The 17,847-nt window shown below is 37.1% G+C and carries 14 protein-coding genes; 2 read left to right on the top strand and 12 right to left on the bottom strand.

Annotated elements, in window-relative coordinates:
• Nucleotides 1–67 precede the first annotated feature (67 nt).
• The 7 genes from KJ593_01400 to KJ593_01370 all read right to left on the bottom strand — a co-directional run bounded on the left by KJ593_01400 (nt 68) and on the right by KJ593_01370 (nt 10,095).
• Nucleotides 68–1,984, bottom strand: coding sequence for a polysaccharide biosynthesis tyrosine autokinase (locus KJ593_01400; GenBank protein MBU2540535.1), 1,917 nt, complete (start codon nt 1,982–1,984; stop codon nt 68–70).
• An 11-nt stretch (nt 1,985–1,995) separates the two neighbouring features.
• Nucleotides 1,996–3,042 carry a polysaccharide biosynthesis/export family protein gene (locus KJ593_01395; GenBank protein ID MBU2540534.1) on the bottom strand — a complete coding sequence of 349 codons (1,047 nt, stop codon included), beginning with the start codon at nt 3,040–3,042 and terminating at the stop codon, nt 1,996–1,998.
• Nucleotides 3,043–3,044: 2 nt separating this feature from the next.
• Nucleotides 3,045–4,181 carry an HD domain-containing protein gene (locus KJ593_01390; protein MBU2540533.1) on the bottom strand — a complete coding sequence of 379 codons (1,137 nt, stop codon included), beginning with the start codon at nt 4,179–4,181 and terminating at the stop codon, nt 3,045–3,047.
• A 32-nt stretch (nt 4,182–4,213) separates the two neighbouring features.
• Nucleotides 4,214–5,059, bottom strand: coding sequence for an AAA family ATPase (locus KJ593_01385; protein MBU2540532.1), 846 nt, complete (start codon nt 5,057–5,059; stop codon nt 4,214–4,216).
• A gap of 202 nt (nt 5,060–5,261) precedes the next feature.
• Nucleotides 5,262–7,514, bottom strand: a complete 2,253-nt coding sequence (locus tag KJ593_01380; GenBank protein ID MBU2540531.1) for a nucleotidyltransferase family protein — start codon at nt 7,512–7,514, stop codon at nt 5,262–5,264.
• Nucleotides 7,507–8,304 carry a class I SAM-dependent methyltransferase gene (locus tag KJ593_01375; GenBank protein ID MBU2540530.1) on the bottom strand — a complete coding sequence of 266 codons (798 nt, stop codon included), beginning with the start codon at nt 8,302–8,304 and terminating at the stop codon, nt 7,507–7,509. The genes KJ593_01380 and KJ593_01375 overlap by 8 nt, the downstream gene beginning before the upstream one ends.
• 18 nt (nt 8,305–8,322) lie before the next feature.
• Entirely contained in the window at nt 8,323–10,095 is a 1,773-nt protein-coding gene (locus KJ593_01370; protein ID MBU2540529.1) for an ABC transporter ATP-binding protein/permease, read from the bottom strand.
• 79 nt (nt 10,096–10,174) lie between these two features.
• Between KJ593_01370 and KJ593_01365 the strand changes: the two genes are divergently transcribed.
• On the top strand, nt 10,175–10,516 hold the full coding sequence (locus KJ593_01365; GenBank protein MBU2540528.1) for a hypothetical protein: 342 nt from the start codon (nt 10,175–10,177) through the stop codon (nt 10,514–10,516).
• On the top strand, nt 10,482–11,402 hold the full coding sequence (locus KJ593_01360) for a hypothetical protein (protein ID MBU2540527.1): 921 nt from the start codon (nt 10,482–10,484) through the stop codon (nt 11,400–11,402). The genes KJ593_01365 and KJ593_01360 overlap by 35 nt, the downstream gene beginning before the upstream one ends.
• 1 nt (nt 11,403) lies before the next feature.
• Here the strand turns inward: KJ593_01360 and KJ593_01355 are convergent, their stop codons facing one another.
• The 5 genes from KJ593_01355 to KJ593_01335 are packed head-to-tail and all read right to left on the bottom strand — an operon-like array spanning nt 11,404 to nt 17,832.
• The gene (locus tag KJ593_01355) at nt 11,404–13,185 is read right to left on the bottom strand and encodes a nucleotidyltransferase family protein (protein ID MBU2540526.1); all 1,782 of its coding nucleotides are present in this window, start codon (nt 13,183–13,185) and stop codon (nt 11,404–11,406) included.
• Nucleotides 13,182–14,294, bottom strand: a complete 1,113-nt coding sequence (locus KJ593_01350; GenBank protein MBU2540525.1) for a radical SAM protein — start codon at nt 14,292–14,294, stop codon at nt 13,182–13,184. Before KJ593_01350 ends, KJ593_01355 begins: the two co-directional genes overlap by 4 nt.
• Entirely contained in the window at nt 14,284–15,465 is a 1,182-nt protein-coding gene (locus tag KJ593_01345; protein ID MBU2540524.1) for a glycosyltransferase family 4 protein, read from the bottom strand. The genes KJ593_01350 and KJ593_01345 overlap by 11 nt, the downstream gene beginning before the upstream one ends.
• A gap of 21 nt (nt 15,466–15,486) precedes the next feature.
• Complete coding sequence (locus tag KJ593_01340) at nt 15,487–16,623, bottom strand: radical SAM protein (GenBank protein MBU2540523.1); 1,137 nt, start codon at nt 16,621–16,623, stop codon at nt 15,487–15,489.
• Between the two features lie 3 nt (nt 16,624–16,626).
• Nucleotides 16,627–17,832, bottom strand: a complete 1,206-nt coding sequence (locus KJ593_01335; GenBank protein MBU2540522.1) for a glycosyltransferase family 4 protein — start codon at nt 17,830–17,832, stop codon at nt 16,627–16,629.
• Nucleotides 17,833–17,847: the final 15 nt, after the last annotated feature.

Raw genomic sequence — 17,847 nt, 5'->3', positions numbered from 1 at the left:
ATCCCCTCTTCTTTTTAATTAGCGAAACTCTTATACCTTCAATCTGTTCTATTAGTAAGCTATAAAATCATCCTTCTTTGGTCTTTTCTTGTTTTTCCTTGTCTGTATAATAATATTTATACTTGTAAGACTGATAATAAGGGTAATAACTAGTCTGAAATTCTGTTTGCGGTCGGGTATGATTTAAGACAACGCCCAAAATTTTTGCTCCTACAGATTCAAGTTGAATTTTAGTACGCAGTAATGCATCACGGCTAGTTCTGCCCATCTCATAAACAACAACCACTCCATCCACGTATCGGGAAAGAATAGAAGCATCTGTCACTGATAAAGCTGGCGGAGAATCAAAAATAACAACATCGTATCTTTCCTTGAATTCTCCAATTAACCGTTCCATCTTAGGCGAACTTATAAGCTCAGAGGAATTGCTAGTCAAAGAGCCGCTGGTAAGAATATTAAGGTTCTCCAGGCCTGGCTGATGTCTAATATAATCAAAACCCAATCCCCCAATCAGAAGGTCCGTAAAATTTTTGGCAACACTATCTATGCCTTTGGATGTACCAACCAATAGCTCATTTATCCCTGGTTCTCGTTCTATGCCAAAGACTTTCGAAACAGCAGGCCTTCTTAAATCAGTATCTATTAATAGCGTCCTTAAACCTACCTGTGACAGAACTAAGCCTAGCCCTATCAAAACAGTAGTTTTTCCCTCGCGTGGTCCAGTGGAAGTAACCAAGATTGTCCGTTTTTTACTTTCTTCTACTTTTAAATTCGTCCTTAGTATTCTAAATGCCTCAGTAAAAGGAGAGGAAGTATTATCACATATTGTAAAAACATTAGAAGATCTCTCATTTAATTTGCCTCGATTTTTGTCCTCCTGTTTTCTGTCTCTTTCTGTTTTCAAAGAAGGTATAACCCCTAATACACGTAACTTTATGTAGGATTCTACATCTTCAATAGTAGAAATGGAGGTATCGAGATTTTCCATAGTAAACATTAAAACAAGTCCGATTACGGCACCCAACATAAAACCAACTAATATGTTCCTTTTTTTATCAGGCCCGACCTCATAACCCATTCCTCCTGCAAGGCTGACTACAGTAACATCTGAAACCTTTCCTGCCTCTGTAATCCTCGCTTCTTCAACTCTGTCCCGAAGCATTCTATAGATTTGATCATTAACTTCTACGTCGCGCCTTAAACGTAAAAATTCAATTTCACCTTCTGGCAAATTCTTCATCTGCTGCTGAATACGTTCAATCTCCTCTTTATATCTTAATACGTTTGGGTGTTTCTCAGTAGCTCTGGTCAAAAGATCAGTAAGTTCCACTTGCAAAGTAGTCAATCTTTGAGATAAATCCATCCCCATCTCGCTTGCCGGTTCCTCTTGTTTAAACCTCGCAAGTGCATCTTCAGACGCCCTTAACTTTTCCTCGATTGTAGCAAGTTGCTTTTCCACAAATTCCTTGCTTTGGCGTATCTCTTTGTTTTTTTGCTTGAGATTTTCCTCTTGATAAACTTCAGCGGTTTTATTGGCAATCTGCGCTGATAATTTTGCATCAGCTGTTATTACTACAATCTTAGCCAGGTCAGTCTCCATATCCCCTTCGGAAACTTGTTCTACTGAAATTCCGCCTTGTATTCTTGATACAACTGCATCAACTTGCTCCTTGCTCATATCTTCCTTAATCTTTCCCAGGCGTCTAGCTACCTCTTCGGCAACTGTCCGGCTCTTAATAACCCTCATCTCAGAAGATAAATAATCTGTACGACTGCCATAATAAAATGGCCTATCAAGTATTGTACCTACAAGGGTCTTGCGTTCTTCGATACGCACCGTAGCCTCTGCACGGTAAAAAGGTATTTGCTTACCGGATTTTATTATTACTACTAGAGTGGAAACAATAACAGAGACTAAGATTATCCAGTATCTTTTATGTAAAATGCGTAAATAATCTCTAAAATTTAATTCGTATGTAGGCATAAACTTTTAACTTAATTCACATCAGGCGTTGTTCGTCCTCTAATTGTCTTAATACTAGTAACTGCTGATCCCGAACTCACCAATGGACCTATGAGTTGCTCAAGGGCATAATTAAGATCAGAAATAAAGGTCTTTGGTATATAAATAATATCCTCTGCCTGGATATAGATATTATCTTTTAAATTACCCTTCTTGATAATATTAACTAAATTGATCCTCTTTGCTTGAGGTTTATCTAACCCGCCCCTGATTAAGATAACGCTATTTAAAGCAGCATCATCGGTATATCCTTCTGCCATAGCAATAACATCAAGAAGTCTTGCATTGTCCTTTGGTTTAAATACGCCAGGATTAGTTACTTCGCCTAAGACAATGACTCTCTTGCCTCCAATCCCCGACAAATTAACATAGACTTCAGGAGAATCTATAAAAGTACTTAACTCTTGTGTAAGTCTATCGTCCAATTCACGTAAGGTCATGCCTCTGGCCATAACCTCGCCTACAAAAGGAAAAGAAATCCTGCCATCAGGCCGCACGATTACCTCTCCCGGAATATCTTCGAATATATTCTTTGTGCCAAAACTGCTCTGACCAAAACCAATAATCATAATAGAAACCTCAGGATATCTAATATATTCTTTAAGCAGCTCAGTAATTATCTCGTCAAGCTCGGTTAAGGTTATACCTTCAACAATTATATCCCCAACCAAAGGAAAAGAAATCCTGCCATCAGGACGTACGATAACATCCCGGTAAAGTTCTGCCCACTGCCATACATAGATATTAAGCGTATCACCTTTAGCTATCAGATATTCGCTATCGCCCAAAGCCTGCTTATTCGTTTTTCTCTTGGGCTTGGTTATGCCTTGCCAGACTTTAATTTGTAAAACATCGAAATCTCCTATAGTGTATTCAAAATTATTCGATATCTCTTCTGATATATCAATATCAGGCAAGTCCCCAAGGCTAGATTGCCTTAACTGATCGTTGAATCCGGCACAACCAATAAATAAACTCACTCCCAAAATAAGGATTGAAACTGTAAATATTTTATACATAACTAATCCTCTAACTTAAATTCAACAGCCTCTTGCGGGATCTCTTCTTTAACATAGATGTTAGGCTGTTTACTCAAATCAATAATCTTTGTCGAATCCAGCCTCTTATTCTTCTTATCAAAGAAAATTTCTACCTTGGGTTTTAAGAGGAAGGCCCTATTGATACCAACAACTTTAGCTATTTCATCCGAGCTTAACCTTACCCAGCAATTCAAAGGATAAATGGAAATCGCTTCAATAAATAATTTTAGAAAGTCAGATCTGAACGTTTTCTTTTGCTCAACCATTAGACGCATAGCCTTGCTATTTAAAATCCTATCCCTAAAAGGCCGCTTATGGGTTAAAGATTCATAGGCATTAACAAGGGCTACAATCTGAGCATTATCTTCGATATCCTGGGCCTTAAGTCTCTTAGGATAACCTGACCCGTCCAAGCGCTCATGGTGGCCTGATATAATAGAGAGGATCCCTTTAGAGATGCCTTTGCAGTCTTTCAAAATCTCGGCCCCAAGAATAGTGTGTTGTTTAATCTGTTCGTATTCTTCCTTTGTCAATTTTCGCGGAGCATTAATTATCTCTCGGAATTTAATTAAACCTACATCATGTAAAAGCGCACCCGAAGATAACTCTAATAATCGGGATTTGTTAAAACCTGCCTGCACACCTATTAAGATAGAAAGTATACTAACGTTAACCATATGAGCATACAAATATTCACCTTCGTAAGGCGAATTAGTTAAAGTCTTGAATTCTTCATTGCCTAGGGCAAGCTGATCAATAAGTGCACTCAAGTTATCATTAGCTGTAGTTAAATCAATATCTCCTCCAGAAGCCAAAGTGTCACATACGCCCTTTAGAGAAGTAGCTAATTTATTATATAGACCTCTGGATTCCTCGAGGCCTTCTAACTTCACTTTATCCAGCATTGACTTAGATAGCTCTATTAGGGAAGGTTCTTCTTGTTCCTGTTTTAAAGGGGAGTATGGTTTAGACGGAAAAGGCGGGGTTTGGGATTTGCCTTTAATAAGTTCAACATTTGGAGGTGGAGTTGCGTCTTTTTGTTTTCCTTGTTCTTGTTTCTCTTTTCTTGGCTTATCTTCTTCCGAAGAATTTCCGAGTATATCTGCTATTCTAATCATAAGCTTCGTCTTATCCTGGGTTAGCTAATGTTCTAATACAATCGATGTAAAGGAGTGGGGTTTGCCTCTTTACTGTGGCCATCCTCCATATCTCTGATGACTTCGCGCACAACTACCTCATCAATCAATTCTTTCTTTGCGCCAAAACCAACCAACAACGACATATCACAGATATTATTGACGACCCGCGGTATCCCGCGTGAGACCCTAAAAATTAACCTTAAGGCAGACTCGTCAAATATATTCTTTTCTCTTCCGACAACGTTTAACCTATGCTTTATATATTCATATGTCTCTGTTTCCTCAAGACTAGAGAGAAAATACCTTATTGCTATGCGTTGACTTAGTTGGGGTATCTTATTTATCTTTTTAACCAACTCTGGCTGTCCAATAAGAATCAGCGTCAATAAAAAGGCGTTATTAAGCTGAAAATTCAATATAAGACGTAATTCCTCAAACACCTCATCACTTACAATTGTCTGTGCCTCATCAATCAAAATTATTGTATCTTTACCCTTAGTGTAATTTTCATAAAGAAGACCGTTTAGAACGTGAATAATATCCACCTTATTATCCGGAACAGAATCCTGGCCCAACTGATAGGCTATCTCTTTCAAAAATTCAATAGGGCTTAGGACTGGATTAAAAATTAATACATCGGTATATCTTTCCGTCTTCAACTCTTTAAGTAAAACTCGAGAAAGAAGAGTTTTACCTGAGCCATAATCTCCTGTAAGCATACCCGCACCCTTCTTCTCTCTAATGCAATAAAGCATACGGCTTAATGCCTCTTCGTGTTTAGAGGAATAGTAGATAAAACGCGGGTCAGGAGTATTTTCAAACGGCTTGTCTTTAATTGACCAATATTCTGTATACATTAGCGCTCCTAGCCTCACTTATATTCAATGGCCTGAATATACTTACACTATTATATTTAAGTTTAATCTAGCTATCAAGAAGTGTCAAGGTTTTTCTGTCGCAAACTTTGGCAAGATAATAGGTTATTGACAACTCCCATTGCTTAAAAACAAGGAAGATTAAAGCATTTTTATCTTAGAGCTGTCTTGAGGGCTGGGCTTTTTATCTTACAAGAATTCTCCCTATGAGACTGAAAGACTTACAAAGCCTCTTTAGGACGCAGAGAGAATATTGCCAATTTGAGGAAATACTAATTCTTGCCGAAGCTGGATTATCAAAGCGAATCTCTAGAAGCTCCCGAGGCGGAAACATTACTCTTTTTACGATCCTTAGGTAATCTCTAGCTGAATTTGCCTCAAGCAGCTCAAAAAAGATATAACTTAAAAAATTATCCATAAACCTTCTTCTTAGATTATCAGTAAATATCACACTCCGGCTTAAGAAAATACGTATTAATATTCCTTTTAAGAAAGACGGCTTTAACTCCTCTAACACAGGCTTGGGAACTTTTGCATTCAGGATTTCATTTGCTTTTAGCAAGCTGGCAAATACAGAATTATTAATCTTGTATCTTCTAGCCTTTTTAATAAAAGCACCCCAGTCAAAAGATGTGCTTGTGTTCTCTAGCAATTGAAAAATATCAAAGAAATATCTTAAATCTCTATAACCACTACTATTAATTAAAGTTACGCAAAGATAAAGAAGGAGCGCTTCATTGTCCCATTGACAAATATTCAAGTCTACTCCTTCTAAATGAATCTTGACATTATCAGCGCTTTGCCATAACCCTTCTATCCTCTGGCTGTCTCTAAGCATCATTGTAATATCCCACTGTAACTCTAGAAAGGCAAAACCTTCTTTAGAGAATGTCTTCTGCCAACGCCAGATGCTAATTTCTTCTTCTGGTCTTTCTTTATAGCCTAATCCTTTCAATAAAGCCGTTGCCCTCTCTATATCCTGCTCTTTTATCAACAAATCAATATCTAGATTCTTTCCTCGCAGTGAGATATCTCCGTAGAGTCTTTGGGATAAATATGTACCTTTTAAAGGAATAACGCTAATTTTTGCTTTTGAGAACTCCTTGAGTATATCCAATAACTGCCTGTGATTTCGTGTAGTAGAGTCAATCGTATCAAAGAAGGCTCCCTTTAATCTGTCAATTGCAGAATGACCAACCGCCTCAAGACCACTTAAAAACTTTATATGTTTCATTATAGCCGCGGGTTTGCCACTGGCTATAACTAACTTGTAAAATACATCCCAATCAATTCCGGCCCTGATAAGGCTAAGTGCCCTCTTAGTCAGATCTTCATCTGTTTTATCCTTGGATAAAACAATCAATAACTCCTGGCTGTTAAAATAAAGCGGAGCCCTCAAAAAAGAACGCTTTAGCACAACAGGAGGCCTTGGATAAGAAATGTGCTCTAGGTCGCGTTCTCTTAAAAAATCTTGCGCTCTGTTGACTAAAAACGACTCCAGGCCCAGCCCTCTATATCTAAGCCTGATCCACAGCTCAGCTAACCAAAAACCTGTATATGGACAATTCTTATCTCTGTTCAAGAATGTAATGCATCCTATAGGCGTATCTTTTGATTTCATAATAATATGAAAATTTTTATATTCTCTTGGTCGAAAATTATCTCTTTTTTCTAATGGTGTATATTCATATATTTCTAACTTGTGCCTTGAGGGTGTGGCGAGTTGGAAATCTATATTGGGTTCCAATCTTTTAATTAGCTTTTTTCCTAACCATCTATAAATCCAAAGAGATTGAATGCATGTTAAAGTTTTCATAGAAACACGAGACAATAATTTCAATAAAGCCAAGGAGAGTTTATGTCTGGTGTATAAGAATTTCTCCCAAAAATTAGCTTCCCTTTTTTCTAGAGGAAATCTCTTTTTGTCTCTTTCTACTTCCCTTACTTTGCCTAATAAATCCTCCTCTTCTAGCTCTTCTTGCAAGAGGCCCTTCCTGACCTTAGCTGTATCTGGTCTTGTTATTATCCGCTCCTTTCCTTCTAGAATATGCTTATCCACAATTCGATGTGAATATAATCTATTATTTCTACGATAAACTGGTATTTCACCTATTTTTAAATCATTCAAACTACAAGATTCAATCTTTAACGTATCGCCTTTTTTTAAGACTGGAAACATGCACCAACTTGTTGTTTTAAATTTAAAATAATCTGTTTTTAGAAGTTCCTTCTTTAGTTCAAAAAGGTCTAGAAAACTCACCTTACCCCATAATATTTTAGCCCGGTCCCTAAAACGTTTTCCCCTTGGGATAAGGGCATTACAACAGGGCAGTAAATCAGAATACTCACAGCATAGTTGTGAAAGCTTGCTATCCTGACAAGGGACCTCTAGCCCTCTCTCATTAACTTCAATGTCTTCTTTTAACTTCTTATCCATTTGAATGTTTTAGCAAAACCGAAATAAGATTCTTATCTTCTCTAACCTCATAGATTAAGGCTTCGCTATCTTGAAATTCAGTTAAAAATTCATTCTTATTTTGCGGCCGGTGAAAGAATTGACGAATTGGTATCCAGTCGCCTGCTTCTATTCCGACATTTGCGAACATGATTCTTGCCAAGAGCCTTTTTAATTTAAACTGAATTTTAGAGTATTTAAGATCAGATATGCAGTTATTAATTACAATAAAAAGGCCATCATCAGATAATTTATTAAGCGCCCTATTAAGAAAATTAATCCGTATTTTTTTTGAAGGAATCTGCAGATAGACATTATTTGAAACAAGGATATAATCGTATTTTTCTTTTCTCTCTTCCTCGGCCCATAAAAGAATATCTTTATTAATGTATTCTATCCTCAACTGTTCTTCTTCTGCTACAGCTCTTGCCTTTCCTAACAAGGTCTCTACGAAATCAATACCCGTAACAACAAAACCCATCTTTGCCAATGCATAAGTTTCCCTGCCTGCACCGCAGCCTAAGACTAGAAACTTACCCGGCTTAAGACAATATTTAGAAATTAATTCCTTCTCTCCTTCATTTAGCCCTCGCGTTGCCAAACTTGAGAGCGCATTTAGATTACCCTTATTATTATAAGCTAATTTATTAAGGCTGCTTAGATCCTGAGGCAGGAGAACTACTAGTAAAATATTTTTAAATATCCTGCCCATGAGATTGAACGTTTCGGTAATTTTCAAAAGTAATAATCCGATGTATAAGCGTATTTTCATAATCTTAAAACTACCTTTTTAAATCTGTTCTCTAAAGAATTCTCTATAATCAGAGAGCTCATCAAGTAATTTATCATGCGAGCCTATGTGCATAATATGCGGCCCTTTAAAATAATAAATTGTATCCATTGTCTTTACAGCTGACAATCTATGCGATACCAAGATAATCGTAGAATCGGAAAATTTGTTTTTTATATTAGCGATTATCTTGCTTTCTGTTTCTGAATCAAGAGAAGACATCGCTTCATCTAAAATTAAAATTTGCGGCCTTTTTATTAATGCACGCGCGATAGCAATCCGCTGCTTTTGGCCTTGAGAAAGCCTGTAGGCATTCTCTCCCACAGTTGTATCAAATTTTTTAGGCAGAGAATTAACGAAACTATAGATATCAGAAAGCCTCGCTGCTTCAATAATATCTTTATCTCTAGCCTCATTTAAGGCATAGGAAATATTATAAGCGATAGTGTCATCAAAAAGAAACGGCTCCTGCAAAACTATGCCAATATTGTAAAGAAGATAGGCAGAATCTATTGCCTCTAGCTGGCTATCAGCCAATAATATCTTACCGTTCTCAACAGGATAAAGCCCTAAAATAAGGCTAAGCAGCGTTGTCTTGCCGCAACCAGAATGGCCAACCAGGCCAATATGAGACCCAGCCTCGATACTAAAATTTAAACCTTTTATTATTTCTTTATTGGCTTGATATCCAAAACTCACCTGCCTAAATTCAATCCTCCTTAAATCTTGCGGCCTAACTCCACCTCTCTGAGGAAGATTTTCAGGAAGTGGTTCATCCAATACCTTTGCTACCCTCTCTAAAGAAATCTTGTTAAACACCAGTTTTTCGCACAAACTAGTAAGCTCTGTATATGCCCCTACTCCCTGACTAATATAGGCAAGCATCGCACCCATTGTGCCCAAGGTTATCTCGCCCTTTATCACAAGATATGCTCCGTAAAAAGCTAAGGCCCCAAAGAAGAATTTATCAGAAATGCTGGATATAAATCCAGCAATCGCCCCCAAACGTACGCCTCTCATGTGCAACCTTATATGCTCAAAGAAGCTATGCATATACCTTCCTATCTCCCTACCCATGGTGCCGAAGGTCTTACTAAGATAAAGATGTGAGAAGAAATTATTAAGACTATGAAAAAGCCTCTCAACGGCTTTTAACTTCATCTTTTTCAATTCCTCAAAAGACTTAACAAAAAATCTCATCCTGATAATAACCAAAAACTGATAAACAATAATAATCAACAAAAAAAGAGGGTTAATAAATATTATGATAGCGGTTATAAAAATCATCTTAATAATTGAATTTATAATGTGTACAAGTGTAACATTGATAACCTCGGAGGCATTGCCGATATCATTGACTATACGAAAGATACGCACACCGGTTGAGCTCATCTGCAATTGGCTCAAGGAATATTTTTTTAGCCTCCTAAATACATCCCGATTAAGATCAATAGAAATATTAACCAGTGCATAATTTTTCAAATAATCATAGGCAATGTTTGAAAGAATAGAAATGAAAAAGATCGTTACAGAGATAATGGTAAAGAGAATAAATACATTAAAATTTCTGGCGAGGATGCCCTTATCCAATATCAATTTCCCGATATAAGGATTAACAAGACCCAGCATCATTGTTGCATTTCCTATAATCAGAATGGGCAGCTGTATCTTCCAGTAACGTAATATATATTTATTGAAACGAAGAAAAAACCTAAATCCTTCTTTTACATCTTTTAATTTAAGCCTGTCTTGGTTTATGCCTGAATCAAACATAATCTTTTGCTAAATTTCTTAAACAATTGACCTATGGTTTTGACTGTGTTAATATTTAGCTATCAACAGGGGTGTAAAAATGGACGAGCTAAAAAAGAGATACGAGCTAAAACATGAAAAAATTGTCTGGGCAAAACTATGCAATGAATTTGTCTTTGTAGTCATAGATGAAAGCAAATATTCTTTCGCCGACATCCTAAAATCACTTAATTTTACTACAAAATCCTCCCTTGATATACTAGAAGGCCTTCTATTAAAAAAATCTCCGGAAAAAATTATAAAATGCCTAATGAAAAAACACAAAACAAGCTACAAAAAGGCAGGGGCTGATTACTTAACACTCTTGCGGCAATTAAAAAAGTTAAAATTAATTACCAATTTAAGCTATGCAAACCTATTCAAAAAATATATATCTACATAACATCAAATTAAATTTTAAGTCTGACTGCCAATCTCTGTTTAACGCCTTTTGCGAAGAACTGAAATTTCCAAAATTCCGCAGTTATAACAAATATATAGAAATTGATCTAAATCTCTCTGTTAAAAATAAGGCGTTTAAAAATGGGCGTTCTGACGTTGCTGGCCTAAAAGATGAGAACTTTTCTCTTGATTGTTGGATAAAAAATATATCGCTTGAGGCCAATCCCAAAGAGAATAAAATCAACGCCAAGCTGCTCTACCCCTCCAGTTTAACAATAGAAAACCTGCTGCACTTAACAATAATCTCGCCCTTACGGCGAATATTGGCATATCACAATATATCCTTAATACATTCGGCAGTAGTATCTAAAAAGAATAAGGCCCTGCTTATCTGTGGCGGTCCCGGTATGGGCAAAAGCACCTTAGCCGCAGCCCTTATAGATAAAGGTTATAATTTTCTTTCAGATGAATTTGCTATCCTGCACGAAGATAGAATACTCTCCTTTCCTCTTAAAATGAAATTAGATAAACAATCTCTAAAATTCCTTACATTAAATGAAGGAAGAAAAATTGCTACCTCTTTTTATGCACAAGAGTATTTCCCGGCTAAGCCGGCTGAACGCGCATGCTTAGGCGTAATACTATTCATTTGTCAATCTGACAATCCCCTGCGGCCGCCTGAATTAAAAAAGTTGAAGACAAAAGAAAGTTTTACTATTTTAGCCTATGATAAGGTAAATAGTCTTCCTGAGGAAAAAAACATAATTATCCGCCAACACCAAATACAGAATCTCTGTCGACTCGCCTACCAGGCAAGATCCTATGCCCTTTCTTATAGCCTAGATCAGATTAGAGAAATCCCCAGGCTTCTAGGCAAATTGCTATAAATTAGGCTCGCCTGTCTTTATCCGCAAATAAGTCAAAGAGCAAACTAAACAACGTAGATAAAAAACTAAACAATCTAACTAAATAACATCTTGATAGGCTAACTAGATTGACTTTAATCTTGTATTTATCTCTGATAAAGTCTTGGGGAGGAAAAATCAGCTTTAATAAATATACTACATATCTTACAAATTTTTCAGGCCTAAAACTAAACTTGCCGCAGAATAAAACAAAAGCGCACTCAAAAGGCACCTTGTTCTTAAATACAAGGCCTTCCTTTTCAAGTAATATCGCTTTCCTATCCCAGAAGAAATTGAATAATTTATCCACCAATCTAGGCGGCTTAAATTTAGCTAACAAATCAGGGGGTAATGTTAAAGAAAATAACTTATCAGTTAAATAAAGTCCGTAATAAACTGCGGTTCCTAAATCGTATCTAGAGACTTTATCTAAAAATACATCCCAATCTAATGAGTCTTTAAATTTATCAACGATCTTTTTTGTGTCCAGGAACCAGATTAATCCTGAGAAATTATGGCGAACGAGATTAACGCAGGCTATCAGAAGAGTATCCTCATAGGAAGGAAAATATATATCTGCTTTTCCTATCCTCTTTAATCTGGCATCTTGCCAAAGACTATAATTGAAATAAGGAAAATCTATGGCCCAAATGCCTGTTTTTAATTCTAATTTTATACCTTGCTTGCGAAAGTCAATATGATTATCTAGATATCTTATGCTCCAAATATTATAGTCTTTACAAAACCAATCAAGCACAAAACCCAAATCATTTAAGATCTTGCATGCCTTAGACCAATCTTCTATTCTCAAGATTAAATCAATATCTCCCATCCAGCGCTGGGAACTGTCCTCATAAACCTCTATTCCTAAATGAGCTCCTTTAAGTACGAGCACCTTAATACCATGTTTATTAAATTCCCCTAATACCCCGTCTAGAATAAGCCTAGTTTTTGTATCCTGTATAAGCTGAAGTCTATGGATATTCTCTAAATCTAAACAGTGATTCCTTCTATATAAATCTTCCTCCCAGCCGAAACTCTTTAGCTTTTGAATATAAAAAGGTATGATAAAATTCCATTTAATTCTCTCTAGGACGTATTGCCAATCAAGGCCATTTTTCAATAAATCTATTAATTGCGTTTCCTCATCCTTACAAAGCGAATCTTTAGCGACTAGTTTTAATGTCTTCCTTTCTTTCAAAAATGAATCTTGCTCAGTCTCTACTATCCCAAAGGCAAAAACGTCTTTTAGGTTGAAGACTTTAGTAGAAATTATACTCTTTAATCTAGCAGGCAGTGCCTTAATAGCTAAGAGCTCATGCCTTTGTTTTAGCCTACTTTGAGCAAGATTTAAATTAGCCAGACAGAAATAAAATAAACTCGTAAGTCTGCCTGCAAATGTATCAATAATTAAAATCCTGCCGTTACGTCTCAGTTTAGTAACTACGCCGATAATCTCATCCTGCCCGATGAATTCCTCAAGTTCAGAGGGATTATCTGCCTTTAATATAAAAACTAGTTTGTTATTAACCTTTGCCTTTCTAATAAACCTATGGACAATAAAGCCCTGACTTTGCCTGTAAACCACTAAATCACCGAATCTAAACTTCTCTCTTTTTCCAAAAAATACTTCATCCCCTGGCTGTATCACTGGATGCATACAACTACCTATTACCTTTAGAGATCGCTTCCTGCCATCTTTTATAGATTCATAAAGGAGGTCTTTAGCGACTTGTTCTTTGTGGATTTGTTCTGACATTTTCATGCAATAGGCGGCGGGAAATAGATACCGCTGATATCTGAGGTATAATCTTTTAATCTTTGGTAACAGTTCTTGCAAGGAGCAAATAGATTGCCGTTTTTAAAGCTGGTTCGCAATAATCGATAGCGCCTGCCATTCCAAATCTGTCTAAACGTCTGCTCTCTAACATTACCCATCAATAAACCACTTTTGTCCGGAGCACAACAAGGATAAACATCACCATTTACTTCAATAAATGCCTCCCGCCAAGGAAATTTACAAGGTCTCTTGTTTAAAGTATAATAGCTCTTTTTAATGGGTGTCCTACCAAAAGAAAACAAAGGTGCAATATTATAGACTTCAATGCCAAAACTATCTATTAGCTTTCTTGCTGCCTTTAAGCAGCGATTCGTCAATCGCTTGTGGTAAATCAATGATTCTTTTTTTAATTTCTCATGATGTATTGACATGTGGACCAGTCCTATCCCGTCTGCCTTAAGAGCATGAGCTAAGCGCACATATTCTGATAACTCTTCAATATTTTTCCTCATCAAAACTAGCCAGAAGATAAGCTTGGGTCTAAAACTTTTACTGAATTTTAGTCTTGCCCTATTAAGCCGCTTGACGTTATCGATAACCTGTTGGAATCTAGCGCCTTTTCTTATAGCCTCGTAAGTTTTCTTGCTAGCAGCATCAATAGAAACAATTATACTAGAGAGATTATTAACAAGTCTCCTTAGGCTATCGCCTTTTGGCATGAGTGTGGCGTTAGTAATAATACCTAACTTAACCTTGTGGAAAGCGATTAACTCTAACTCTTTAGAAAAATTTGGATTAATGAAAGGTTCTCCAGATACACTTAAACTAACAAGGTTAATATGGGGAAATGTCTCTTTGGCAATCTTCGAAAATAGATTAAAATCCATATTAATATTGCTTGCAGACTTTGTATATGTCTTGGCCAAATGGTGATGACACATTATACAGTCTAGATTACATCTTGTAGTATCTGCAATGGTTAAAGATGCAGGGAAAGATTCACAGGTGCTATTTTGAAATTCCCTATCCCTTAAGGCCGCCTCTATATTTTTTATCTTTAAGCCTATTGTATAATCAAAGGGGTCAATCTTCATAATTCAAAAATCCTTTTGATATCTCCAGATGTTTATCGGCTATAAACTCCCAAGAAAATCCACGTTGCTCAGCCTTAAGCCTGCCGTTTCTGCCAAGTCTGATTCTTAAATTCTTATCTTCCATAAGTCGCTTTATCGCTGCAGCCAGTGCTTTCTCGCTGCATGACTCAACTAATAATCCGGTTAGGCCATGCTCAACTACCTCTGGTATACCGCCTACTCTGGAAGCAATGACTGCCTTAGAACAGGCCATGGCCTCTAAGTTTACAATACCTAGAGGTTCAACGCGTGAAGGCATCACAAAGAATTGGCAGTTTCTGATTAAATTTACTGCATCTTTTCTATTTGCCAAACCAAATAAATGCACATTTTTCTCTATCTTTAATAATCTTATCAATCTCTCATAAGAAGTGCGGGCTGGCCCGTCTCCGGCTAGAACCAGATTTATATCAAGGCCTGAATCTAGTATATCCTTGAGTGCAAGCAGGGCAATATCAAAACCTTTAAAGGGTGCATGCAGTCTTCCCAGGCAAAGGATGTAGGGATAATCTATTAAACTGCGGCCGTTATGCTTAAACTCATCCAAATCTATGCCATTGGGGATAACACAAGACTTATTTCTTATCTGGGGGACTCTTTCTTTTGCATCATCAAGTAGATACTCAGAACAGGCAGTAACAAAACTGGCGCGCTGCAATATAGACTTAAAAACAAAATTAAGAACAGCTCTGCTTGCGCCTTTCAGGAAAGGTATTACTTGTAAATTAAAGCCGTGCAAACTTACGATGTATTTTAAGGAGAGAAAATAGGAAAGCAACCAAATATAAAATGCATTTACGCCAATATAATGTATGTGTATTATTTGGCTATTATTTTCTTTGAGTATGCGCGCTATTCTAACCAGGGCAAGAGGCAAACAAACAAGCATTTCAACTACATCAAGAAAAGCTCGCCAGCTCACTCTATAGGGCAATATTACAAAGGGAACATAGAATCTTCTAACTTCTATTCCTTCAATAATCTCACGTGCCCTGAATCTTCTAAGTGGAACAAATACTATTAGTCCTACACGATGGCCTTTTGCCTTAAATTCTCTGGCTAGATTTCTGACTACCTCTTCTACGCCCCCTACGCTAGGCAAATAGGCATGAGGAAAAATTGTTATATTCATAATTACTTTCTTAAGGCCTAACTATACGTTTTCGAAAAAATAGATACCGCTGTTATCTGAGGTACGATCTTTTAATCGTTGATAACAATTCTTGCAAGGTGGATATAAATAGCCATCCTCAAAACTTGCCCTTAATATCTGATAGCGCTTACCACTCCAGATTTCTCTGAAAGATTGCTTGCTGACATTTCCCATCAGTAAACCGGTTTTCTCGGGAGCACAACAAGGATAAACATCTCCATTTAATTCAATGACCGCCTCTCTCCAGAGAAATTTGCACGGCGAATTAGGCATTGGAGTATCAACTTTATCTTGCGAAACAGGAACCTGCGAAAACAAAGGAGGAAAATCAAAAGTCTCCAGGCCCAATTTGTCAATTAAATCTCTTGCCTGTTTTAAATAGCGGTTGGCTAACTGTTTGTGATAAACCAACGATTCTTTCTCTAAGCTTTTCTTGAATATAGTAACATGCGCCGCACCTATCCCGTCTGCCCCCAGGCTATGGGCTAAGCGCACATATTCTGGCAATTCCTCGATATTCCTTCTCATCAATACAAACCAGAAGACGAGCTTAGGCCTTATTTCTTTATCTATCTTCATTCTTTCTGTATTAAGACGCTTAATATTATCTATAACCTCCTGGAATCTAGCTCCTTTTCTTATGCTCTCGTAAGTCTTCTTGCTGGCGCCATCAATAGAAACTACCATGCGCGATAGCCTATTAACTAATCTCCTCAAAAGCTCATCCTTGGGTATGAGAGTAGCGTTAGTAAAGAGGTCTAGCCAAACCTTATAGGATTCAATTAGCTCTAGCTGTCTAGGAAAATTTGGATTAATAAAAGGCTCCCCTGCTACGCTTAAGCAAACTCGGCTAATATGAGGAAACATCTCGCTGGCTATTTTTTTAAACAGATTAAAATTCATGACAGTCTCATCTCTACGCCGACTATAGCGCTTAAAAGACCTTAAAGCAGTTTGTAAGTAGCCTTTATTTCTTACACACATTATGCAGTCTAAATTACATCTTGTAGTATCAACGATGGTTAAAACCGCAGGCAAGCCTTCACATATTCCATTCCTATTGCGTATATCTCTTATGCCTGCCTCTTTGTTCTTTATCTTTGAAGCTAAATTAAAGTCGAAGGAATTATTCTGCATTATTTATAAAAATTCTCTATACAGTTTTAGGTATCTACGAGATAGCCTCTGCCAAGAAAATTCTCCAGCCTCTAGCATGCGCCTGCCGTTTCTGCCGAGTTTAACTCTTAAGTCCTTATCAACTAATAATCTTTTTATGGCTCTAGCAAGCACCTTGACATCCGCAGGCTCAACTAATAACCCATTTACACCGTGCTCAACTACCTCTGGTATACCGCCTACTCTTGAGGCAATGACTGCCTTAGAACAGGCCATGGCCTCTAAGTTTACAATACCTAGAGGTTCAACGCGTGAAGGCATCACAAAGAATTGGCAGTTTTTAATAAAATATACTGCCTCTACGCGGTTGGCCAGACCAAAGAAATGCACATTTTTCTCTATGCTTAAAGATTCTGCAAGTTTTTTATATTCAGCGCTATCTGGCCCGTCTCCGGCTAGAACCAGATTTATATCAAGGCCTGAATCTAGGATATCCTTGAGTGCAAGCAGGGCAATATCAAAACCTTTAAAGGGTGCATGCAGTCTTCCCAGGCAAAGGATGTAGGGATAATCTATTAAACTTCGGCCGTTATGCTTAAACTCATCCAAATCTATGCCATTGGGGATAACACAAGACTTATTTCTTATCTGGGGGACTCTTTCTTTTGCATCATTAAGTAGATACTCAGAACAGGCAGTAACAAAACTGGCGCGCTGCAATATAGACTTAAAAACAAAACGAATAATAAATCCTCTCAAACCTTTTAAAAATGGGAGTACCTGCACATTAAAACCCTGCAATGTAACTATGTATTTTAAGGAGAGTGGGTAGGAAAGCAGCCAAGTACAAAATGCATTTATGCCTGCATAATGGACATTAATTATCTGAATCTTATTGTCTTTTATTATCTTGGCTGATTTTATTAATACACCCGGTAAAAAAACAAGGAGTCTTAAGGTGTCAATCAGTCCTTTTATTCCTATGCGGGGAACTCCTAGAAAAGGAACGCGTAGTCTATGAACATCTATCCCCTCAATAACCTCGAATGCCTTAAATCTAAAAAAATGGTTTTCTGTTGCATTCTTGAATTCTCCGCCTGGGCCAGGAGTAAGTACCAAAATAATTACTTCATGAGCTTGCTTTGAAAATTCTTTAGCTAATCCCCTGATTGTTTCCTGGCTACCACCAACATCAGGCAAATAGGAATGAGCAATAATAGCAATATTCATAGGCTGAAGTTGAGC

The sequence above is a fragment of the Candidatus Omnitrophota bacterium genome (assembly GCA_018830005.1).
Lineage (GTDB): Bacteria > Omnitrophota > Gorgyraeia > JAHJTE01 > JAHJTE01 > JAHJTE01.
The sequence above is the reverse complement of the archived record's forward strand: the minus strand, read 5'-3'. Positions and strand labels throughout refer to the sequence as shown.

Coding starts and splice junctions, on each gene's coding strand:
- KJ593_01400 (MBU2540535.1), bottom strand. CDS start 1,984: ATGCCTACATACGAATTAAATTTTAGAGATTATTTACGCATTTTACAT.
- KJ593_01395 (MBU2540534.1), bottom strand. CDS start 3,042: ATGTATAAAATATTTACAGTTTCAATCCTTATTTTGGGAGTGAGTTTA.
- KJ593_01390 (MBU2540533.1), bottom strand. CDS start 4,181: ATGATTAGAATAGCAGATATACTCGGAAATTCTTCGGAAGAAGATAAG.
- KJ593_01385 (MBU2540532.1), bottom strand. CDS start 5,059: ATGTATACAGAATATTGGTCAATTAAAGACAAGCCGTTTGAAAATACT.
- KJ593_01380 (MBU2540531.1), bottom strand. CDS start 7,514: ATGGATAAGAAGTTAAAAGAAGACATTGAAGTTAATGAGAGAGGGCTA.
- KJ593_01375 (MBU2540530.1), bottom strand. CDS start 8,304: ATGAAAATACGCTTATACATCGGATTATTACTTTTGAAAATTACCGAA.
- KJ593_01370 (MBU2540529.1), bottom strand. CDS start 10,095: ATGTTTGATTCAGGCATAAACCAAGACAGGCTTAAATTAAAAGATGTA.
- KJ593_01365 (MBU2540528.1), top strand. CDS start 10,175: ATGGACGAGCTAAAAAAGAGATACGAGCTAAAACATGAAAAAATTGTC.
- KJ593_01360 (MBU2540527.1), top strand. CDS start 10,482: ATGCAAACCTATTCAAAAAATATATATCTACATAACATCAAATTAAAT.
- KJ593_01355 (MBU2540526.1), bottom strand. CDS start 13,185: ATGAAAATGTCAGAACAAATCCACAAAGAACAAGTCGCTAAAGACCTC.
- KJ593_01350 (MBU2540525.1), bottom strand. CDS start 14,294: ATGAAGATTGACCCCTTTGATTATACAATAGGCTTAAAGATAAAAAAT.
- KJ593_01345 (MBU2540524.1), bottom strand. CDS start 15,465: ATGAATATAACAATTTTTCCTCATGCCTATTTGCCTAGCGTAGGGGGC.
- KJ593_01340 (MBU2540523.1), bottom strand. CDS start 16,623: ATGCAGAATAATTCCTTCGACTTTAATTTAGCTTCAAAGATAAAGAAC.
- KJ593_01335 (MBU2540522.1), bottom strand. CDS start 17,832: ATGAATATTGCTATTATTGCTCATTCCTATTTGCCTGATGTTGGTGGT.